Genomic DNA, 22805 nt, shown 5'->3' with positions numbered 1-22805 from the left:
ATTAAAAGGAAAAACTGATTATGAAAATCAAATTATATAAATCCGTAGCCTTATGCTCATTGCTGGCTCTGGCCGGATGCCATGATTTTGAGGAATTGAATACAAATCCTTACGCACCGATTTACGACCCGACTGTGGAGAATGTATCGGCCGATGGAATAGACATTGATTACACCTTGACAGACAATGCCATGGCAAGTTTGAAAGGGATGGAAGGCGCTATCGGAAGTATTTTTGCCAATTTCACCTACGAAGGTCTTTACAATGATTATCAGACAACGACCAATCTGACTCATGATATCTATGCCGGTTATTGGGGAAACAATGTCAGCGGCTTTGTGAATCAGGCGCCTACCTATTCTTATACGGATGGATGGTCGGCCAGCCGATGGAAGCATTTCTATGATGACCGCAGCACTTCGGAATACAGTCAGTTGGTCAAGACATTCTATTTCTGTAATAAGGATTATTATCATACGGCATTCTATATTACCCGCATTTATTATGCTTTCTTGTTGTCCATGCAGACAGATACTTACGGAGATATTCCCGTCGCTTATTATGTGAAGGGAGCTATGCCGCCGGAAGAAAATGTGTCTTATACGCCTCAGAAAGAGGTCTATAATATCCTTTTCCAGCTGTTGGATCAGGCTATAACAGAGTTGCACCAGGAAAATCTTCCTGCTGTCAGTCAGTATGATTTAGGTGACAATGACAAATGCTATGGAGGTGATGTGGACAAATGGCGTCGTTTTGCCAACACACTGCGTTTGCGCCTTGCTTTGCGTGTATCCAATGTAAATCCGGAATTGGCCCAGACTCAGGCAAAAGCAGCTTTGACAGATCCGGCCGGTCTGATGCAAAGCCAGGATGACAATATGAAGCAGACTCCAAAACGTCAGTATATCGCCGGCGGTAATGAAAATATATACGCATTGTTGTTCAGCTGGACCGGCAATGCTGTATTGTCGAAAGAAATGGAACGGGCCTATAAGAATCAGGCCTTGAAAGAAGGTGCGGCAGCCGATGCCGTTACTTTCAATGAGAATTCTGAGAATTGTTATCTTGACCCTCGTTGTGAAGTTTTATGGTTCCGTCCTACTCCGTTTGATTCGTTGACTACCAGTCCGCTTCCCACAGAGAATCTGAAGAGAGATTTCAACGGGGTGATGAATGGAGAAACCAATGTAGGCGGCTCTTATCTGAACAGATACTCTGCCAACCGTTGTATTCTGTCATCTGATGCCATGAACAAGGATTATTGGTGGAATCTGGCCCGTGAAATAGTCTGGATGGGGTATTCTGAAAGTTTGTTCCTGAAAGCGGAAGCAGCATTGCGCTGGCCGTCATTGGTGGATGAAACTGCTGAAGCTCTTTATTTGAAAGGTATCAAGGCATCTATGGATTATTATGAAATTGATGCGGACAAGGCCAATGAATACATCAGTCATCTGGATGGCGTAAAAGCATTTGCCGGTGGTAGTAAGGAAGAACAATTGGAACAGATTATTACTCAGAAGTGGATTGCCGTTTTCCCGAATGGAAATGAAGGATGGGCAGAAGTGCGTCGTACCGACTATCCGCGTTATCTGCTGGCTCCGGTTAATGGAAACAATTCCAATGGAGAAGTGGCGTCCGGCAAGCTTATCAAACGCATCAACTATCCTAACAGCGAGTCCCGTAACCCTAATAAACCGGGCAATGTGAACCAGGGTAGCCGTGTATGGTGGGATGTGGCCGATACGATGAATGATAAAGGTCAGTGGCATACTCCGAATAATTTCCGATAGAAATTGCTATCTTTGTATCCTAGGGAACATAAAAAGAAACAAAATGAAGCAAATTCTATTTTTATTGGCAGCCGTCCTGTTATTGGGCGGCTGTGCGGAAGAGAAGAAGACCGACGTTCGTTGGGCTACTTTTAATGTCCGTTATGACAATCCGCAAGACAGTTTGAACAATTGGCAATATCGGAAAGACCGTGTGTGCCAGTTTATTAAGGACCGTGAACTGGATATTGTCGGTATGCAGGAAGTTTTGCATAACCAGTTTCAGGATCTTCGTGCAGGCTTGCCCGAATACGATGGTATCGGTGTGGGACGTGATGACGGGAAGACAGCAGGTGAATATGCGCCGCTATTCTATCGTAAGGACAAATATGAGGTGTTGGACTCCAATACCTTCTGGTTGGCCGAAAATCCCGATAGCGTAGGAATGATGGGATGGGATGCGGTTTGTGTCCGTATCGCCACTTGGGCGAAATTTAAAGACAAGGCCACCGGAAAGATATTCATGGCTGTCAATACTCATTTTGACCATGTAGGTGAAGAGGCTCGCCGTCAAAGCGCATTGCTCATTATCCGTAAGATAAAAGAGATCGTAGGCGAACGCCCCGCAGTGGTTACGGGTGACTTTAATGTGACCGATGCGAGCGATGCATACGAAACGATCACTACCAACGAGTTTGTGATGAAGGATGCTTATAAGACGGCTGCCCGTGTGACCGGCGTTGATTATACTTTTCATGATTTTGCCCGTATTCCGGCCGAGGATTGTGAAAAGATTGATTTCATCTTTGTCACTCCGCAAGTTCTGGTAAAGAACTGTGAGATACCGGCTGAAGTACCGGAAGCTTTGCTTTCCGATCATAATCCTCAGTTGGCTGACTTGGAATTCTGATTTTTTTAATAGGTGAACTTACGCCGGTAGAGTCTTTAAAAGGGCTTTATCGGCGTTTGTATTACAATAACTTTTTCAAATCTTCAATGTTTGGCAGAGCGTTACGAAGTCGTTCCGGCATATCTTTAGATGCACGGTAAGTGGCAACTCCCATCGGCTTGTTATAATCACGAACGGCAAACTCTACAAAGGTTTGGTTCATTTCTTTGCAAAGAATTATTCCGATAGAAGGGTTTTCGTGCGGTTTTCTGATATATGTATCTAAAGCGGATAGATAAGTATTCAACTGCCCCAAATAAGAAGTGCGGAATTTTCCGGATTTAAGCTCAACTGCGACTAAGGAGTTAAGCTCCCGATTGAAAAAGAGCAAATCAATAAACATTTCTTCTCCTGCAACTTCCATGCGATATTGATTGCCTATAAAGCTGAAATCTTGTCCGAAGGTCATAATAAATTTCTTCACATTGGCAACAATTGCCTTTTCTACTATTTTTTCGTCTAAGTCCTCTTCCTGCTTTCAGTTCCTCCACATTGATGAAATCAAGCAAGTATTCATCTTTGAATGAACAAACAACTTTTAGCGCTTGCTTAGTATCAGGCAATGTTTGTGCAAAATTGTTGGGTAAAGTTCCCCGATGGCTGTATAGATCTGCTTTTAAGTAATCCCTTAACGTGTATTTACTCCAATAGCGAATGGCGCACTCATGTATATAAAATAGTCTTGCTTCTAAAGTCTTGGCTTTGGATATTATTTCGGTATGGTGACTAAAGCCGATTGAAAAGAAGTCTGACCAATTAAATTCATCCGCCACTGGCTGATGAATTGCTACAAGAAGCAATTTTTCATTCAACACCAAATCATCAGCCAATGGCGGATGATTTAAAACTTTATCCCACTCTTCATAAAAAATACGCATATTTCTTATGCTTGTTGCTGAAAATCCCCTCAGCCCCGGCAATTCTTTTTGTAACAGAGAAGATATTTGTTCAATGGCACCTTTCCCCCAAAAGCCTGTACGGGAATTTTCCGACACGTAACGCCCGATGCCGTAATAAAGAGATAATTGTTCCTTATTTACTGATGCGGCTGCACGGTACTGGCTTCGTAAGATAGCTTCTTTTATGGCCTTTACTGCTTCTCTATAATTCTGATTTATATTCATTTGCACTTTGTTGTTATATGTGACAAAAGTACAAAATTAATGCTGTCAGTACAAATAAGCTTATCATTCCCTCTCCCATTTAAAATAATTTTCCTCCTTCGATAAGTGTAATACCTTATTTAATTGTTTTATATTTGTATCATTAATCCAATTTAATATTATGAAGGCATACAGTTACTATGTATTATTTTTGTTAGTCGTGTTTTGTGGGTGTTCTCGCCCCACAGAATTGACATCGCCGGATGGCAATATAAAATTAGTATTCAATCTCAATGAAGCGGGAGAGATGACCTACGGAGTTTCTGTAGGAGGGAATCCATTCATCACCCCCTCCGTTATGGGCTTTGAAGGCCGTGACGGGGTAAATCTTTCCAAAGGTTTTCTGATAGAAAGTACCGAGTACACCACAAAGGATGAAACTTGGACCCAACCTTGGGGAGAAAATAAATCAATCCGGAACCATTATAACGAAATGGCCGTGCGTTTGAAAGACCAGGCAAATACACAGCTGACCCTCCGTTTCCGCGTGTTCGATGACGGCCTGGGCTTCCGCTATGAATATCAAGTACCCCAAGTGGACAGTGTGTTCGTAATGGATGAGCTCACTTCATTTAATTTGGCACAAGACGGCAAGTCATGGTCTATTCCCGCCAGTTTTGAAACCTACGAATTGCTGTATCGCACCCTGCCCGTCAGCAAGGTGGATAATGCCAATACCCCGATGACTTTCAAAACAGATAACGGGGTATATGCCAGTATCCACGAAGCAGCTTTGACCGATTTCCCCGAAATGACTTTGAAGCATACCGAAGGTTGTCACTTCAAATCGGAACTGGCTTCCTGGCCCGATGGGGTGAAAGCCCGTTTTGCCGGAGGGACTTTCGTGACTCCGTGGCGCAGTATTCAGATAGCTCCCAAAGCGGTAGGTCTGATAAACTCCGGCCTGATACTGAATCTGAATGAGCCTTGTGTGCTGGAGGGGGATTTGAGCTGGATACGTCCTATGAAATACGTAGGTATCTGGTGGGGAATGCATCTGGGAGTCGAAACGTGGACGATGGATGAACGCCACGGCGCCACCACCGCTAATGCCAAACGTTATATAGACTTTGCTGCTGCCAATAACATAGAAGCGGTAATGTTCGAGGGATGGAATGAAGGCTGGGAAAGTTGGGGCGGTATGCAGACTTTTGACTATACCAAACCCTACGCCGATTTTGATATGGCAGAGGTGGCACGTTATGCCAAGGAGAAAGGGATTGAAATAATCGGTCACCACGAAACAGGTGGCAATATCTTTAATTACGAACGCCAGTTGGACAATGCTTACAAATGGTATGCCGACTTGGGAGTGCACAGCGTGAAGACCGGTTATGCCGGAGGACTGCCGGGCGGTCACAGCCATCATGGACAGTTCAATGTACGCCATTACCGCAAGGTGGTGCAGACTGCCGCCGGTTATCATACAACCGTTAATGCCCACGAACCTATCAAAGATACAGGAATTCGTCGTACTTACCCCAATATGATGACACGGGAAGGCGCCCGCGGTATGGAGTGGAACGGATGGAGTGAAGGTAATCCTCCCGAGCATCACGAGTTATTGCCGTTTACCCGCTTGCTGGGCGGTCCGATGGATTATACGCCGGGTACTTTTGATATTCTTTATGAAAAGACACGCAATTCTCCCCGTCGCAAGAAATGGAATGACTTGGATAAAGGAAACAGCCGTGTGAATACCACCTTGGCAAAGCAGATTGCCAATTGGGTAATCATTTATTCTCCATTGCAAATGGCATCGGATATGATTGAGAATTATGAAGGGCATCCTGCTTTCCAGTTCTTCCGGGATTTTGATGCGGACTGTGACTGGTCTGAAGCCTTGCAGGGCGAACCGGGAGAGTTTGTAGCCGTAGTACGGAAAGCGAAAGACAATTATTTCTTAGGAGCCACGACCAATGAGGAAGCACGTACGCTGACCATTCCTCTGGATTTCCTTGAGAAAGATAAAAAATACCATGCGGTGATTTATGCTGATGGAGAAGATGCCGACTGGAAAACAAATCCTACTTCTTATCAGATTAAGGACAGAGAGGTGACAGCAGCCGATACCTTGTCTGTAGTCATGGCAAAAGGTGGTGGACAAGCGGTAAGCTTTATTCCTGTAACTGACTGATTTACCAAATGCTTCGTCCTATTGCATTAATAGATTCCGAAAGGTAACTTCATCCCCTCTCAGAAGGAGATGAAGTTATCTTCGGTTATAGCCGAATTCAACAACCTTAAAACTTAGATATAAATGAAAACAACCGAAACCCCAACTCCGTCCAGACGCCGTAGTCCTATTTTCTGGGTTCCCACCGCTTATTTTGGTATGGGGCTCCCTTTTGTTGTCCTCAATATGGTAGCCGTACTGATGTACAAAGGTCTGGGAGTCAGTGATGCGAAAATAGCCTTCTGGACTTCCCTTATCATGCTTCCTTGGACACTGAAACCCCTTTGGAGTCCGTTGCTGGAGATGTACCGTACCAAGAAATTCTTTGTTGTCCTCACTCAGATGGTGTCGGGAGTTACTTTCGGGTTGATCGCTTTGTCGCTTCATCTTCCGTCTTTCTTTGCGGTCACTATTGCCTTGTTCGCTATTGTCGCTTTTAGCGGAGCAACGCACGATGTGGCCTGTGACGGAGTATATATGGACGAGTTGAATGCGCAGGAACAAGCTAAATATATAGGTTGGCAGGGAGCTTTTTATAATGTGGCGAAGATTATCGGTACAGGCTTGCTGGTCTATCTGGCCGGTTTTCTGAAAGATGAATACGAAGGGCCTGCAGAAGATGCGGTACTTTATTCCTGGACGGTCATTATGATTATCCTCGGAGTAGTGATGTTCGCCTTGGGAATTTATCATACCCGTATGTTACCTTCGGGCAAGCACGCCCATTCGGTCACCTCTTTTTCGCAGAGTATGACCGAGTTATGGAATGTCATCCGGAACTTCTTTACGAAAAAGCATATTGTTTACTACATTTGCTTTATTATTTTATATCGTTTTGCCGAAGGGTTTGTGATGAAAATTGTACCTTTGTTCCTGAAAGCCGGTCGTGATGTGGGTGGCTTGGGATTGACAGAACAGGAGATTGGTATTTATTATGGAACCTTCGGAGCGGCAGCTTTCGTACTCGGTTCATTGCTGGGTGGATATTATATTTCCGCACGTGGATTGAAAAAGACTTTGTTCTCCTTGTGTTGTGTGTTCAATCTGCCTTTTATGGCTTACACGCTGCTTGCCATTTTCCAACCGCAGAGTGCGCCCCTTATCGGAGGGGCCATTGTGCTGGAGTATTTCGGATATGGTTTCGGCTTTGTGGGGCTTACCTTGTTCATGATGCAGCAAGTGGCTGCCGGTCCTCATCAGATGGCGCATTATGCTTTTGCATCGGGTATCATGAATCTGGGTGTCATGTTGCCCGGTATGATGTCCGGATATGTCAGCGACTGGCTGGGCTATAAACTGTTTTTCATCTTTGTGCTGGTGGCTACCATTCCGGCCTTTCTGATGACCTGGTTTGTACCCTTCACACACGAAGACAAGAAATAGAGAAAAACCATTAACCTAACAAAAAAGAGAATATGAGTGAATTGAAGATTGCGGGCAATCCGTTGCCCGGTATGCCGTGGGAGGAGCGTCCCGAAGGTTGTAAAAATGTAATGTGGAGATGTAGTGCGAATCCTATCATTCCCCGTGATTTGCTGCCTACATCCAATAGTATATTCAATAGTGCGGTAGTACCTTTCGGCGAAGGGTATGCCGGAGTGTTCCGTTGTGATGATACAAACCGCCGGATGGCGCTTCATGTGGGATTCAGCAAGGATGCCGTTCATTGGGACATCAATCCGGAGAAGTTGCAGTTCCAGTGTGATATCCCCGAGATAGGTGAATGGGTGTATGGTTATGACCCGCGTGTCTGCTTTATCGATGACCGTTACTATGTGACTTGGTGTAACGGATATAAGGGCCAGCCCACCATCGGCGTGGCATGGACTACGGATTTCAAGACGTTCCACCAGGTGGAGAATGCTTTCCTGCCTTTCAACCGTAATGGCGTGCTGTTCCCTCGCAAGATTAATGGTAATTTTGCCATGTTGAGCCGTCCCAGTGACAACGGGCATACTCCTTTCGGAGATATTTATTATAGCGAGTCGCCCGACTTGGAGTTTTGGGGACGCCATCGGCATGTCATGTCGCCTGCGCCTTTTGAACAGAGTGCATGGCAGTGCTTGAAAATAGGTGCCGGTCCTATTCCTATCGAAACCAGTGAAGGCTGGTTGTTGTTCTACCACGGTGTGCTTCGTTCCTGCAATGGTTATGTCTATGCCTTTGGATCGGCATTGCTTGATTTGGACGAGCCTTGGAAGGTGAAGTTCCGTTCGGGACCTTATCTCCTCTCTCCGCGTGAACCTTACGAATGTATGGGTGATGTGCCCAATGTATGCTTCCCTTGTGCGGCTTTGCATGATCCGGCAACGGGACGGGTAGCCGTTTATTATGGTTGTGCCGATACGGTGACCGGTCTGGCATTCGGTTATATTCCTGAAATTATAGAATTTACCAAGCGTACTTCTATTATTTAAGCACAGTTTGTACTGTTCTCATTAGAAAACAGAGGATGTGTCCTGTGGCTGTCACTTCGGCCCGGACACATCCTCTTTGTTTTTTCCCGGAAAAGGGACCTGTCTGGTTATAAAGCGGTTCTTAAGTGCCATCTTCTCTTTGGCTAAGTGTTTTCTTCCGGATGCTTAAGGGCTTTTATATTGAAACCTTCTACAGTCCATTGTAATGGACTGTAGAGTCTGCCGTAATGGACTGTACGGTCTGCTACAGTGGACTGTACGGTCTGCACCGGAAGACTATAGAAGATAATAGGAATAAAGACCTTAGTTGTATGGATAAAAAGGCTTATGTTTACTGTTGAACGTCTTCGTCGCAGAGGATGCGGAGTGTATTGCCGAAGTCGCGGAACAGTTCTTCTGTGACGGTTTGGGTGGCGGATTCCACCAAACGATCCGCATGGTATGATGTATCATAAATGTTCGTTTTATAAGTAAATAAATCCGTTTCTTCGAGTTTGTTTAAGTGGAACTCGGTGGAGAATTATTTTTTATAAAGCGAACAGCATCAGGCCATCAAAGTAGAAAACCAGCATAAACATACACGAGTACGTGTTGCGGCATACGAAATTCATTCAGCCAGTCATCGGGTAGGAAGCAACTGAATACTATATCATCGAAATTATGTAGTCTGTCTTCAAGCATTAGAGCGTTTCGAGTAATTCGATAAGACGTTCGGTGTGCGCTACTGATATATTTCTTTGTTGCTCGATAAGTTCCGGTGTGGTACGGTTGCCGTAACTTACGCCGCAGGTATAAACACTGCCGCTATACTCCATGTGCGTCAGTCGGCAGGTTGCTTTGTAGCAAGCTAAAAATTCGTCTATGGTGTAGCCCATCGCCCCCTTGTGGCTATACAATGCTTCGGGTGCTCCCGTTGTGAAAGAGAGAACGAGTTTCTTGCCTTTGAGTTTGTCTCCGGTACTTCCGTGCGAGAATCCGTGACGGAAAGTCTCTTCCATCCAGCGTTCCAATATGGAGGGTGCGGAGTACCAGAAAAGGGGGAACTGCAATACGATGATGTCTGCCCGGAGCAATTTCTGCTGTTCGGCTTCCACGTCGATTTTGAAATCGGGATAGAGTTCATCCAGCTTTACGATTTCGGCTTCCGGCAGCCGTTCGTTCAGGGTTTCGAGAATCGTTTTATTGGCTACAGATGCGGCAAGGTTTGTATGGCCGCTGATAATCAATACATTTTTCATATTCATTCTTTTTATTGTTATTTGTTTTATGCACCTACACCACCGTCCACTTTATAGTCGGCTCCGGTTACGAAGCTGGCTTCGTCGCTCGTCAGGAAAGCGACGACGGCGGCAACCTCTTCGGGCTGTCCCATTCTACCGAGAGGCACGCTCTTCGTTACCATATCCTTGTGGGCTTTCGCGGCCTCGTCCGAAAGCTCGGTCTTGCCGTAAATAGGGGTTTCGATGGGCCCCACGCCGAGTGAATTGACACGCACGCCGTCTTTTGCCAACTCTTTCGCCCATGCACGTGTCATGGTATAGACGGCAGCTTTCGAGGCGGCATAGTTCGCCATCGTCGCGATAGGATTGGTTGTCATAGTTGTCGTGACATTCAGGATATTGCCTTTTGCTGCCTTTATCATCGGCAGGCAGGCCTGTGTCAGCATGACAACGGCACGCACGTTGATGGCGAATACCTTGTCGTATTCGTCGATTTTCATCGTTGCAAACGGGGTGACGGGTGCCCATCCGGCATTATTGACAAGAATGTCGAGACGACCGTACCGTTCTCCGACAGTACGGATGATAGTGCGTATCCCGTCTTCCGATTCGAGGTCGATGGCAAGATAGGAGATTTTATCACTGTAAGCAGCCGTTTCGACAAGTGTCGTTTCCGTGCGGCCTACAATCAATACGTTAGCACCTTCATCGGCCAGACGTTGGGCAATAGCTCTTCCGATGCCCGTCCCGGCTCCGGTTACAAGAGCGACTTTGTTGTTCAATGACTTATACATGGGTTATTATTTGTTATTAGGGTTAAATTGCTTGTCGTAATTCAGAAGGAATTTTACGAGTTCGGGATTACGGTGCGACCAGCGGAAGTCGGCAGGTTTGTCGAGCGGACGGATACTTTCCATATCTTCCGGTGTAAGTGTGAAATCGAATACATCCAGATTTTGTTTCATTCGCTCGATATGCGTGCTTTTCGGGATGGCGATGATGCCGCGTTGCACCAAGTAACGCAGGGCGACTTGCTGTACCGTTTTATTGTATCGTTCGGCCAAAGCCGTCAGTATGGGATTGGTCAGAAGGTCGGGATCGCCTTGTGCCAGTGGGGCCCAAGCCATGATACGTGTATCATAGGGCTTCATTTCAGCTTCAGCATCCCACTGCTGACTGAATACATTGGTTTTTAGTTGGTTTACGGCAGGTTTTATTTCGGCACATTCGGCCATATCCACGAAGCGGTCGGGATAGAAATTCGATAGCCCAATGGCACGGACTTTTCCGGCCTTTACCGCTTTCTCCATCGCCCGCCATGTTCCCGGATAGTCGCTAAACGGCTGATGGATAAGCAGCAGGTCGATGTAATCGGTGCGCAACTTACGGAGCGATTCGTCGATGCTGCGGGTTGCCTTTTCCTCTCCGGCATTGGTAATCCACACTTTGGTCGTGAGAAAAAGTTCATCACGGGACACGCCGCATCTGGCGACGGCATTACCCACGCCCTCTTCGTTATAATACGCCTGCGCCGTGTCTATCAACCGATAACCCGCGTCGATGGCATCGAGTACGCAACGCTCGCACTCTTCGGGCGATACTTGAAATACACCATATCCTAATACCGGCATTTCGATGCTGTTGTTCAATTTTACAGTCTGCATATGATTCTGTTTTAAGGGTTAATATTCTATTTGTTTTTTGAAATCATTCATGGATTTTGTGCAACCCGATACCTTTTACCGTAAGTAAATCCATGTCATCGTAGATAGGACTTTTCCCTGTCTCCAGCAGGGCGATGGCATCCATTTCCTCTTTGGACAGCGTAAAATCGAGAATATTGAAGTTCTCGATCATCCGTTCCTTATGTACGGATTTCGGGATAACTACGATGTTGCGCTGGTTCAGCCAGCGAAGAATCACGGCTCCGACCCCCTTATCGTGTTGCTCTGCTATCGCTTTCAATGTAGGATGATTGAATATGTCATTCTGCCCTTCGGCAAAAGGCGCCCATGCTTCGTGCTGGATGCCTTCCTGCTGTAAGAAAGCATTGGCAGCCTGCTGCTGGAAAAACGGATGCGTTTCAAGCTGGTTTACGACGGGTTTTATTTCGTTATGCAAGAAAAGGTCTTGTAGGCGTTCATTAGAGAAACTCGTAACCCCGATAGCCCGGATGCGTCCCTCTTTATAGAGCCGCTCCATCGCCCGCCATGCGGCATAGTAATTCCCGTAGGGTTTGTGCATCAAGTAGAGGTCGAGGTAGTCCAACCCGAGTTTTTTCATCGAGAGGTCGAAAGCGCGCAGAGCATCGTCGTATTCGTAGTCCTGCACCCACAATTTGGTGGTTATGAAAAACTCCTCTCGTTTAATGCCGCTTTGCCGGATGGCATTTCCCAACTGTTCCTCGTTGAAATAAGCAGCGGCCGTATCGAATTTCCGATAACCGATCTCGATAGCATCATTTACGGCTCGTTCCGTTTCGTTTTCAGGAATCTGAAAGACACCGAACCCGATAGCAGGCATCATTACTCCATTGCTTAATCTTACATTTTTCATATCCTTTATGGTTTTTAATTCTGATGCAAAGTTACAGGGTACCTATCATTTTATTGTTTCATTATTCGGGGAAGAATTTTCACTATTCGTGGTTTTTCGTTATTTTTGCAGGAAATGAAAGAGAAATGACACATACAGACTTCGACGGGATTATTTTTGCTGATACATTGCAGGAATTTAATGCTTTACGATATGCAGGAAGAGTAATCCATATTCTTTGCAGCGGAGGAAATATGGGTTTCACGTTTCAGGATACCCGTTATAACATCGCGGCCGGGGATTATGTAATTCTGCCCAACGCCACACTCGTATCGGAATTTTCGGACTCCGAAGACTTTCAAGGTATCCTGATGAACCTTTCGGATGCGTTCGTTTCCTCGATTGCTATTCGCAGCAATTACGGCATTATTGGGTATCTATCACTCTTGCAGAATCCGGTCATGAAACTTTCCTCTCATGATTTTCAAGTATGCGAGCAGGCAATGCGCTGTATCCGGCAACGTCTGAAAGATAAAGAGCATCTGTTTTGGGAAGAATTGATGGGAAGCCTGCTTACGGCGCACATCCTCGACCTTTATGATATTCATGCACGCAGTCAGAATACCATGCAGGTATCGGAGCGTATTACGGTCTTACTGCGAAATTTCATAGAACTGTTATATAACGGCGAATATATCCGAAATCGAGATCTCGATTTTTATGCATCCCGGCTTTGCATAACACCTCATTATCTGTCGGAGATATGTAAAAAGGTAAGCGGCAAACCTGCCACTTATTGGATTGATCGTTTTACTCTTCAAGAGATTACCCGCTTGCTGCGACAAAAAGAGTTGTCTTTAACTACGATTGCCGAGCGAATGAATTTCTCGTCTGTTTCTTATTTCAGTCGGTATGTGCAAAAGAGGATGAAGACAACACCGTCAGAGTATAGGAAAGATATATCTGTCCGCTAAACAACAAGATATTTGTTCAAGATACAAATAAGAACAACCGTTTTATACGGCTGTTTTTTACTTAAATTTTTATTCCTCTGTATACGACTAGATCGTGTTATTGCAGTGGTCCTTTTCCACTTTGAGGAACAACTCGAAGTCGGTGATGAATGTCGGAGTGAGCTTTTTCAGCGCAATATCACTGGCCTTGTATCGCTTTTCGACGAACTCCGCGAGGTGTTTGTAAACGACGCAGTATTTCCAATAGCTGCGCAGGCTTTTGAGTTTACCGACCTGCGTCTCGTGGTTCATGCCCAAACCTAAATAGGCATTGCGAACTTTCTCGGCGGTAACATAGTTGTCGCCCGGTTTCAGTTGGCTTTTCGATGGCTTCGGTTTGGCTTCGATATCGCAGTTCGATTCTCTCTAAATCCCTTGTTTACAACCTTCTTGCTCCAATCCGCTCCCATTCTCGAATTTTCTCTTTATCTTTGTCAGAAAAATAAAGCAGTCCATGAAACGACCCAACGTACTTAATTTAACCTGCCCTGCCATCCCCGTAGTTCGGATCGGTTTTGTCGGATTAGGAAACAGGGGCATTCTTGCACTCGAGAGATATATGCACCTGGAAGGCATTGAGGTGAAAGCGCTTTGTGATTTGCGGAAGGAAAACATAGAGCGTGCAGAGCGGATTTTGCAGGAGTCCGGCCGCCCCAAGGCTGAGAACTATTCAGAAGAGGGGATGTGGCGCAGGATGTGCGAATGTAAAGAGATAGATCTTGTTTATATTTGTACAGACTGGCTGACTCATACCGAGATTGCGGTTTATGCTTTGCAGCAGGGACGCCATGTCGCTTTGGAGGTTCCTGCCGCCATGAGTGTGGCCGATTGCTGGCGTTTGGTGGATACAGCCGAAGAAACCCGCCGTCACTGCATGATGCTGGAGAACTGTTGTTACGATGCATTTGCCCTGACTACATTGAACATGGTGCAGCAGGGGGTGTTGGGAGAGATCACTCATGCCGAGGGGGCATACATCCATGACTTGCGCAAGCATTATTTTGCAGATGAAAAAGCGGGTGGGTATCACAATCACTGGATAAAGCTTTACAGTCAGCAGCATACGGGGAATCCTTATCCTACTCACGGTTTGGGGCCTGTCTGCCAATGGATGAATATTCATCGGGGAGACCGTATGGAGTATCTGGTTTCCATGTCCTCGCGTCAGGCCGGTCTGTCTGCTTATGCCGGACAGGTGTTTGGCGCATCCTCCGAAGAAGCGGCACAGAATTATGAGATGGGGGATGTGAATACCACGCTGATTCATACCGCAAAAGGAAGAACTATCTTGTTGCAATATGATGTGACCACTCCTCGCCCGTACAGCCGCCATCAGACGGTGTGCGGCACGAAGGGATTCATGCAGAAATATCCCGTTCCCTGTCTTATGCTGGATAAATACGGAAAAGAGCCTTTGTCCGGCGAGCAGTTTGAGCGAATGATGGAGCAGTATAAACATCCTTTTACAGCTGTTATCGGAGAAGAGGCCCGGCGGAAGAATATGCCGAATGAAATGAATTATATCATGGACTATCGGCTTATTCATTGTTTGAGGAACGGTTTGCCGTTGGATCAGGATGTGTATGATGCCGCCGAATGGTCCTGCATTACGGAACTGAGCGAGCGTTCCGTGCGGCAGGGCAGTGTTCCGGTGGAGATTCCCGATTTCACACGAGGGGACTGGAAAAAGAGATAATGCTGTAGGTTCTTTAGCACAGGGGGATAAACCGAATGGTTCTCACCTGAAGATGAAAAGAACGCTGATATTTTAATCTCCAGATGAAAATATAGGCTTGTTTATTGAACTCCCATTGATGTTATCGTTTCTTGTCTTGTGGTGTTTCCACTATTATTTTTCCTTCTTTCATGGTGAACTGTGCGATTTTCAAATCATTCAGCGCATCCAGTACGGTATTCATCGGGAGTTGGCGGTTGATATGGAAATAGATGCGTTCGTCCAGCAACGGACGTGAACGGAATACGATGCTGATGTTATACCATGAACCTATTTCTTGCATGACTTGCCTCAAGTCGGTATTGTCAAAAGAAAATTTATTCTCCGCCCATCCTTTTCTCTTCTCCGTATCGACTCTTTTCAATTGGAGTTTTCCTTGTTTATCCAAGGATATTTGTTCCCCCGGGTGCATTTCCCGGCTTTGACGGCGCTTGGTATGACTTACATTCACTCGTCCTTGATAGAGGATGACATCCGGCGAGTAACGGGGATAGGCTTTCACATCGAACACCGTTCCCAATACTCGTGTTTGTAGTTGCTCGGTGCAGACTATAAAGGGGTGGGAAGCGTCTTTGGCTACTTCAAAACGGGCCTCTCCGCTTAGTTTGACACTGCGAATGGTATCTGTAAACTCTTTCTGATACTCCAGACGGCTGTTTGCGCTGAGCAATACCTTGCTTCCGTCGCTTAATTGAACGGAGGTAATGGTAGCGGGCGGGGTGCTTACAATTATCCTTTTCCCTTCTTCCCGAAAAGTAATTTCCTCAGGAACTTCCAGTGAAGTGAAGACTTCCACTTCCTGCTGCTCAGGTTGCAGTAAAGGCTGGAATACAAGTGCCAAGGCGATGACAGCGGCGGCTATACCTAGTATCATTATCCGGCGGATAGATTGGTGTCTGATACGGTGACGACGGATGAATGTCTGCCAGGCTTTCCGGGTTTCGTCCGCGGTGGGAGTATCCCCCAATGCTTCACCGAAGAGCTGTTCCAATTGATGGTCATTCCAAGTCCCGTTTTCTTGGGAGCTTTGGTTATGGGTATCCTTTCCGCTGTCCGGATGGATGTGGTCATTTGTTGAAAACTCCTTTTTCATTGTTTCTCCTCCTTTCCCAGCATCGCTTCGCGCAGAGTCCGCAATGCTTTTGATATATGTTTTTTCACGGTGTCGGGGCTGATTCCCAGTTCTTCGGCTACCTGTTGATATGTTTTTTTCTCCCAATAGCAGCTTCGTAAGATAGTACAAGTTGGTTCGGGCAAACTGCGGGCTATGTTTTCCGCTTGCTGCAACAGTGCCTCGTGTGCACGATAACCTTGATTCATTTCTGCACGGGTGGCTTCGGTGAGGCGGTCGGTGTGTTGCTGTTCCACGTTCAAATGCTTCAAACGGTTGAGGCACCCATTACGTACGGTGGCATAGAGCCAGGCGCTACGGGTGTTTTCCTTCAGTTGGTCGAACTCCTTCCAGGCTTGTTCCATGGTTTCGCTTACTATGTCCTTGGCTTCTTCCGTATTGTCCATCAAGGTAGCGGCAAAGCGGACGAGGCGTGGGTACATCTCTGCGAACAGTCGTTCGAAGTGCTCTTCTTTATGGTTTCTTCTCCTGAATAAAATCTGCATGTTTCCTTGTCTTCCGTGAACAAAGGTACGGAAATTTCCTTTTCTCCGCTGGGGTTACAGACGATTCTTTTCGCTTTGTCCGGCTCCGGTTCCTTTATATTTGCTCTTGGTTGCATTGAATTTATAGGATACTTGGAGGCCGAAGCGTTGGAAGTCGCGGTAAATCCGATTTTCCATATAAGCGTTTATGCCGTATAAATTGAAATGATAGTAACCGGTATGAAGAATGTCATTGGCGGTAAGTGCTATGTTTAATGTTTCATTTAAAAATGATTTGGATAAGCGTGCACTGATTTGTCCTTCCGTGCGCGTTACAAAAAATCCTTGCCGGGAAGCGGTGGAGAGATATCCTTCTATATTGAAGAACCAGCCTTTGGGAAGGTTGAAGTTGTTGTCCAGACTGATATAGAAACGGGGTTGGTTCCGGCGTTCGGTGATTCCTATTTTATTCGCATTCATATCCAAAAAAGCCATATTCACATTGAGTTGCGGTTCCCAATACCCTAGCTTGGGAGAGGCGTTGAGACTAATGCCGTAATTATGGGTTGTAGGAATGGTCTGTGTGGCAAATAAGAGGACGCCCGGATGTGTATCTTCCTTGTATGGCATAATTATATTGGTATACATATTGAGAATACGGCTGAAATAGGCTGAGAAATAGAGCCAATTCCAAGAGGTACTGGCCGAAAAACGGTGCGTCTTTTGTGTTTTCAGCAAAGGGTTTCCTTGAGAATACTCATATTTGCTGCGATAGCGGATGGAATTGGTCAATAAACTATAGTCGGGATTATTTTTCCTTAACCGGTAAGAGAGGCTGAAACTTTTGCCATTGTGTGACCAACTGGCGGCCAATACAGGAATAATATCATTATAGGTAGGGCTTTGTGCATCTATCTTTATTCCTTTTTCATAATAATCTGTTTGTTGATGTTCATAACGTATTCCCATATTCAGTTTCCAATGGCGGATGGATTTTGAATAGTCAGCAAATGCGGCATATACGGATTGTTTGATGTGGTCGTCGGCATCGGCAGAGAAACCGTTTTGGGTAAAGATATCATGGCGGTTGGTAAAAGTTTCTTCCGTACCGAATGAAAAACGTCCGTTCCATAAAGGGGCACTGACTACCAGCTTGGCGGCATAGAGGGAGCTGCGCATACGACTGTCTGCTTGCACGGTTGCATCGTCATTATTAATGGCGTTCTGGTCGGAATGCGAGCGTTTGAATAGATAATCGGCGTTGAAGTCAATATTCCATTTGCCCAGTTCTCCTGCGTAGTAGGCGTTTGCCGCGTGATCCCAACCTGTATGTGTTTGTTCTGCTGTAGTAAAGTTTATCCGGTCGGTTTCTTCATCGTTACGTCTGGTGACGGTTCTACCGGATGAATTTCTGTCTGCATTCCCTATTCCGGTTTCGGGCATATAGCGCAGACCGAAAGAATGGTGTTCATCCGGTTCATAATTGAATCCCAGCTCACCGGAAAAACGTTGGCTCTTATGGGTTTGCACATCATTTTTGTTGGTTTGCCAAATGGCGGAACCCTTGATGCGGTTCATATTTGTGGTTTTTCCATACGAGTTTTGTTGTGCCAGATAGCCTTTTACAAAGAGATCCAGACCGCCGGTGCGATAATTTAATGCCATATATTCGTTGGCGTTGGCAGAATGTCCTTGTGAATAAGTCGTATTGAAATGGCCGCTCAACCCTTGTCCGCGCCGGCGGATGGTGTGGAGGCGGATGACGGCTGCTACGTCCGAGGCATATTCGGCTCCGGGAGTGGTGATGACTTCCGCGGATAAGATTTCGTTGGCTCGGATACGCTCCAGTTCTGTAATGTCGCGTACCTTCTTATTATTTATATAGATTACAGGAGAACCACATCCCATTACATTGTATTCGCCGTTACGGCCGGTGACGAAAGGAAGATGGGGCAACATTTCTGCGGCAGACCCCATTCGGGCCAGGGAAGTTCCTGCCACGTTGGCTTTTAGTCCGTTGGGACCCACTTCTATCATGGGGCGTCGGGCGCTGATGGTGACTTCCTGCATCAGTTGGGTGTCGGGAAGCAGGTGAAACGTAGGAGTAGGGTGGTAAGGTTGCACTTCTGTCTTATAGCCTATGTAAGAAACCCGTATCAAGTAAGGTCTCCCTTCTTCCGCTATCATCAGGAAACTTCCGTCTTCACGGGTGACACATCCGTTTACAAAGGTGGAATCGCCGGGGGTCAATAAGAGTACATTGGAGTAGGGCAGCGGTTCATTCTTTTCATTGGTTACTTGTCCTCGTATTTCGGTGGTGGGTACATTCTTTCCCTTTTTCTGTATGACGAAGTATTCTTCCCGTTCTTTGCAAATGAAAGGAGTGCCGTTCAGGACAGTGCCGATGGCTTCAAGTTCAGTTTTTTGCCGGATGGAGGCTGTAACCCGGTAACTTTCAGTTTCGTTATAGGAGAAGATAATATTCTTTCCACCTTCCTTTTCGATTAGTTTAAGGGCAGCGGGAAGTGGTTTGTCCTTTAATTCTATAGAGAATTGCCGGGGTGTTTGTGAATGAAGCGGAAGGATGATGCTGAATAATATGGTCATGATCCACGCTGTTTTCAAATAGCCGTCTGGTCTCATTTTACTAGTGTTTAATTGTTCTTTATGAGTAATACAACCGAGGTTTGTAATCGGGTACGGTAAAATAAGGAAAAAGATTCGATGGGTTGTCGGAATGGATTCCCGTGGTTGGTTCATGCAAAGGGAACGGATATAACTTTATGAAGAATTTATGAAGGATTGGAATAAGAATGATTCATTGTAATAGTTTGATATTCAGTGTATTGGTTGTGTATGAAGGATTTGAAGGGAAAAAAGGTGGAAAATGTATCTTGAAAGGAGATGATTAGGCCAGCTACTTGTGTTACACTTGTTGCATAGGAAATTGTAGATGGCGGTAGCTATGAAGAACAGAGAGAATAGAATAGGGTGGCTGAGAACCAAATCCAGCCACCCTGTTTCTATCGTTTAAATTCTTGTCTTATTCTATTTCAATCTGATGTTTTACCGGAGTCAGGATGAAAGTAAATTCATAATCACCGTAAGGCAACATATATTGAGGCAACGGCAGAGCTCCCCAGCTGTTTACACAACCTAATCCCATCTGAGCCTTGTCGATAATCAGGTTGGTCAGGTCTGCTTTCTGTACTTCGGGCGAGTGACGCTGGTCTTTTTGTTCGCCATCATCCAGTGAACAGATGGTATAATGCAAGGCAGATGCGGAGAATGGAGCATCACCTACCACCTTCAGTCCGTTACCACCGGCATTCAGTTGCTTCCACCAACGGATATCGGTCTTGGTTCCTGTTTCCTGCGGACGGATATAGGAATAGAATTGTTCATCCACACTTTGGCGATAAATACCCAAGTCTGTGCTGTGGTTGCGGTCACTGTAGTTTTCTACCGGACCACGACCATAATATTCTACGGTTTCAAAACACTTAGGCATCTGCATTTGCATACCGAAGCGGAACATCGGAGATACTGTGGCATTCTTGTCGGCTGTCATCTTTTGGGTCACTTTGATGGCTCCTTCGTTGTTGATGACATAAGTCAGATATAATTTGGCGGAAACATTCTTCATGTCATATTCCGCATTCACTACTATCTGGTCATTTTCTGTTTTGGAATTCAAGGAAACCAGTTTCAATCCCGGGTTCTTCCATGCTGCATATTTGTTTTGCAGGCCGGCTCCCATATCATTGTCTGTCGGGGCACGCCAGAAGTTAGGGGTCAGGGCTGCGCCTTCTTTCAGCATTTCCGTTCCGTCCACTGCATATTTGCTTAAGTAACCGTTCTGTTTGTTGAACTCGGCTACGAAGTTATTGCCTTTTACGATCAGATAATGATATTGGTTGTCGATGATTTGCGGAACAACGGTGGCTACATTGGTTGTTTCCACGTTCTTCAAATCCATAGACGGTGCTTTGTAATCATTCAGTGTCAACTGATTCTTGGCGACGGTGAAACCTGCAGGCAGCAAACCTTCGCGGTTTTTCAGTTTGTAGGAAACGTTCAGCAACCATTCCTTGCAGGTACAGGTCTTGCCGATATTCAACGTAATTTTGGCTGTTTCCTGAGGAGCGATTTTTAAATCATCCACGCGTCCGGTGCGGATTATTTTTCCATCTTTCAGTACTTGCCATTCCATATAGTAGGCGGATAGGTCACGGAAGAAGTTCTCATTGAACACATTTACTTCCCCTTTGCTTAAATCGGCGGGAGTAGTCCAAATGTTCTGATAGAAATAGCCTACTTCATACATGTGCGGATTAGGAACGCGGTCGGGGCTGATCAAACCATTGTCACAGAAGTTGTTGTCAGAAGCGTCAAAGCGGTTGAAGTCTCCACCGTAAGCGTAAATCATCACACCGTCTTTTCCTTTCCAACGGCAGGACTGGTCAACGAAGTCCCAGATAAATCCACCTTGCAGGTTCGGATATTTGCGAATCAAATCCCAGTATTCTTTGAAACCACCTTGCGAGTTACCCATTGCATGGGCATATTCACACTGAATCAATGGTTTGGTAGCATCGGTACGTTGACCGTATTTTTCCATTCCTTCGTAGCCATAATACATCGGACAGAAGATGTCGGTATGGTCTTTCTGGCGTGCTTGTTCATATTGGCAGGCACGGCTGGGGTCTTCTGCTTTAATCCATTGATAGCATTGTTCGAAGTTGGGGCCGTCGCCGGCTTCATTACCCAATGACCAGAAGATGATGCTTGGGTGGTTGAATCCGCGCTGTACATTGCGCTGGTTACGTTCCAGATGGGCTTTCTTATAAGAGGGGTTCTTGGCCAGAGTCTTTTCGCCGTAGCCCATGCCGTGAGATTCTATATTGGCTTCGGCTACGACATAGATACCGTATTGGTCACATAAGTCGTACCATAAGTTGTCATCCGGGTAGTGGCAGGTACGTACAGCGTTCAGGTTGAATTGCTTCATTATCTGGATATCCTGTAGCATACGTTCGGGAGATACTACATATCCTCCGTCCGGATCCATTTCGTGGCGGTCGGCCCCCTTGAACAGGACTGCTTTACCGTTAACTAAGATCTGGTCACCTTTCAATTCAATCTTGCGGAAACCTACTTTGACGGGAATTACTTCATTGCTGCCCTGCATACTGGCACGCAACGTATATAAATAAGGTGTTTCGGCACTCCACTTTTTGGGGTTTTCTACGTTCATCGTTACCAGACCGGATTTGTTGGCGGTAGCGGTTGCCACTTGCTTGCCCTGTGCATCCACCAGTTCCAAATCGACTTTGCCACTGCCTTTCAAATCCAGATTGATAGCCAGGCTACCGTTTTGATAAGCTGCGTCCAAATCGGGAGTTACACGGATATCTTGAATGCGTTTTTTGTTGCGGGCATATAGATAGCAGTCACGTCCCACACCACTGTAGCGGAAGAAATCCTGGTCTTCCAGGTAACTACCGTCGCACCAGCGGAATACTTGGAAAGCGATCAGATTCTTCTGACCCGGTTTTAAATACGGAGTCAGGTCAAATTCGGCTTCCAGTTTGCTGTCCTCGCTGTAGCCTACATAACGTCCGTTTACCCACAAATACATGTTAGAGGTAACCGAACCGAAATGAGCGATAATATCTTTTCCATTCCATGAGGCAGGAACTACAATTTCACGTCGGTAAGAACCAACGTGGTTGTTTTCTGTCGGCACTTCGGGAGGGTTGTTCTGGAACTGGTTGCGCCAGGCATAGCCTACGTTCACATAAATAGGATCACCGTATCCGTTCAGTTCCCATACGGCGGGCACTTGCAGGTCATCCCAGCCTTTGTCGTTGAAACCGGTTTTCCAGAAATCAGTGGGGCGGGAATCCGCATCCTTCACCCAGTTGAACTTCCAGGTTCCGTTCAAAGTCATGTAGTTGGTTGATTGTTTTTTGTTCGCTTTCTTAGCTGCATCTGCATTTTCAAAAGCAAAGTAGTTCGTGTGCATCGGCGCACGGTTTACCGCATTTATTTCCGGATTGCGCCATTCTTGGAAGGTCTGCGCACCTGCTGTAAGGGCGAGGACTGTGAACAGACCTGTCATAAGTTGTTTCTTCATGCTATTATTTTATTGGTTTTGTGCAAATATAGTGAAAATAATAGTGACCAATAGGACATAAATCGGGCAATATTTGTTATAATTATGAATGAT

General features: G+C 45.9%; 15 protein-coding genes and 2 pseudogenes. 7 read left to right on the top strand and 10 right to left on the bottom strand.

The window, feature by feature from the left end; all coding sequences use genetic code 11:
• Window positions 1–20 precede the first annotated feature (20 nt).
• Together GKD17_RS19230 and GKD17_RS19225 are read left to right on the top strand one after the other, a co-directional pair.
• A complete protein-coding gene (locus tag GKD17_RS19230) occupies window positions 21–1790 on the top strand; it encodes a SusD/RagB family nutrient-binding outer membrane lipoprotein (protein ID WP_007832889.1) in 1770 nt (589 codons plus the stop codon).
• A gap of 43 nt (window positions 1791–1833) precedes the next feature.
• On the top strand, window positions 1834–2679 hold the full coding sequence (locus GKD17_RS19225; protein WP_007832891.1) for an endonuclease/exonuclease/phosphatase family protein: 846 nt from the start codon (window positions 1834–1836) through the stop codon (window positions 2677–2679).
• A gap of 61 nt (window positions 2680–2740) precedes the next feature.
• Here GKD17_RS19225 and GKD17_RS19220 read toward each other — a convergent pair.
• Window positions 2741–3842 (bottom strand): annotated as a pseudogene (locus GKD17_RS19220) (PDDEXK nuclease domain-containing protein).
• A 160-nt stretch (window positions 3843–4002) separates the two neighbouring features.
• On the opposite strand from GKD17_RS19220, the gene GKD17_RS19215 reads away from it, so the two are divergent.
• The 3 genes from GKD17_RS19215 to GKD17_RS19205 all read left to right on the top strand — a co-directional run bounded on the left by GKD17_RS19215 (window position 4003) and on the right by GKD17_RS19205 (window position 8474).
• Entirely contained in the window at window positions 4003–6018 is a 2016-nt protein-coding gene (locus GKD17_RS19215) for a glycoside hydrolase family 97 protein (RefSeq protein WP_007832894.1), read from the top strand.
• 123 nt (window positions 6019–6141) lie between these two features.
• Complete coding sequence (locus tag GKD17_RS19210) at window positions 6142–7440, top strand: MFS transporter (protein WP_007841087.1); 1299 nt, start codon at window positions 6142–6144, stop codon at window positions 7438–7440.
• Window positions 7441–7472: 32 nt separating this feature from the next.
• Complete coding sequence (locus tag GKD17_RS19205; RefSeq protein ID WP_007832896.1) at window positions 7473–8474, top strand: glycoside hydrolase family 130 protein; 1002 nt, start codon at window positions 7473–7475, stop codon at window positions 8472–8474.
• A 680-nt stretch (window positions 8475–9154) separates the two neighbouring features.
• On the opposite strand, the gene GKD17_RS19200 is transcribed toward GKD17_RS19205, so the two are convergent.
• From GKD17_RS19200 to GKD17_RS19185, 4 genes are read right to left on the bottom strand one after another with little or no spacing between them, the layout of a single operon-like run.
• Window positions 9155–9712 carry an NAD(P)H-dependent oxidoreductase gene (locus tag GKD17_RS19200; RefSeq protein WP_008654555.1) on the bottom strand — a complete coding sequence of 186 codons (558 nt, stop codon included), beginning with the start codon at window positions 9710–9712 and terminating at the stop codon, window positions 9155–9157.
• Window positions 9713–9738: 26 nt separating this feature from the next.
• The gene (locus tag GKD17_RS19195) at window positions 9739–10488 is read right to left on the bottom strand and encodes an SDR family NAD(P)-dependent oxidoreductase (RefSeq protein WP_007832903.1); all 750 of its coding nucleotides are present in this window, start codon (window positions 10486–10488) and stop codon (window positions 9739–9741) included.
• A 6-nt stretch (window positions 10489–10494) separates the two neighbouring features.
• Window positions 10495–11358 carry an aldo/keto reductase gene (locus GKD17_RS19190; protein ID WP_007832905.1) on the bottom strand — a complete coding sequence of 288 codons (864 nt, stop codon included), beginning with the start codon at window positions 11356–11358 and terminating at the stop codon, window positions 10495–10497.
• 43 nt (window positions 11359–11401) lie between these two features.
• Complete coding sequence (locus GKD17_RS19185) at window positions 11402–12250, bottom strand: aldo/keto reductase (RefSeq protein WP_007832907.1); 849 nt, start codon at window positions 12248–12250, stop codon at window positions 11402–11404.
• Window positions 12251–12273: 23 nt separating this feature from the next.
• Here GKD17_RS19185 and GKD17_RS19180 point away from each other — a divergent pair, with 23 nt between their 5' ends.
• On the top strand, window positions 12274–13203 hold the full coding sequence (locus GKD17_RS19180; protein WP_007832909.1) for a helix-turn-helix domain-containing protein: 930 nt from the start codon (window positions 12274–12276) through the stop codon (window positions 13201–13203).
• A gap of 90 nt (window positions 13204–13293) precedes the next feature.
• Here GKD17_RS19180 and GKD17_RS19175 read toward each other — a convergent pair.
• A pseudogene (locus GKD17_RS19175) lies at window positions 13294–13560 on the bottom strand (phage integrase SAM-like domain-containing protein); the annotation flags it as partial.
• Window positions 13561–13696: 136 nt separating this feature from the next.
• Between GKD17_RS19175 and GKD17_RS19170 the strand changes: the two are divergent.
• Entirely contained in the window at window positions 13697–14938 is a 1242-nt protein-coding gene (locus tag GKD17_RS19170; RefSeq protein WP_007832913.1) for a Gfo/Idh/MocA family protein, read from the top strand.
• A 121-nt stretch (window positions 14939–15059) separates the two neighbouring features.
• On the opposite strand, the gene GKD17_RS19165 is transcribed toward GKD17_RS19170, so the two are convergent.
• The 4 genes from GKD17_RS19165 to lacZ all read right to left on the bottom strand — a co-directional run bounded on the left by GKD17_RS19165 (window position 15060) and on the right by lacZ (window position 22712).
• Entirely contained in the window at window positions 15060–16070 is a 1011-nt protein-coding gene (locus GKD17_RS19165) for a FecR family protein (RefSeq protein WP_007832915.1), read from the bottom strand.
• On the bottom strand, window positions 16067–16594 hold the full coding sequence (locus GKD17_RS19160; RefSeq protein WP_007832916.1) for an RNA polymerase sigma-70 factor: 528 nt from the start codon (window positions 16592–16594) through the stop codon (window positions 16067–16069). Before GKD17_RS19160 ends, GKD17_RS19165 begins: the two co-directional genes overlap by 4 nt.
• Window positions 16595–16648: 54 nt before the next feature.
• On the bottom strand, window positions 16649–19216 hold the full coding sequence (locus GKD17_RS19155; protein ID WP_007832917.1) for an outer membrane beta-barrel family protein: 2568 nt from the start codon (window positions 19214–19216) through the stop codon (window positions 16649–16651).
• 400 nt (window positions 19217–19616) lie between these two features.
• Entirely contained in the window at window positions 19617–22712 is a 3096-nt protein-coding gene (lacZ, locus tag GKD17_RS19150) for a beta-galactosidase, LacZ type (RefSeq protein ID WP_007832918.1), read from the bottom strand.
• Window positions 22713–22805: the final 93 nt, after the last annotated feature.

Origin of the sequence: Phocaeicola dorei (genome assembly GCF_013009555.1) — a bacterium.
GTDB classification, from domain to species: domain Bacteria; phylum Bacteroidota; class Bacteroidia; order Bacteroidales; family Bacteroidaceae; genus Phocaeicola; species Phocaeicola dorei.
This window is presented reverse-complemented; position numbering and strand designations above follow the sequence as displayed.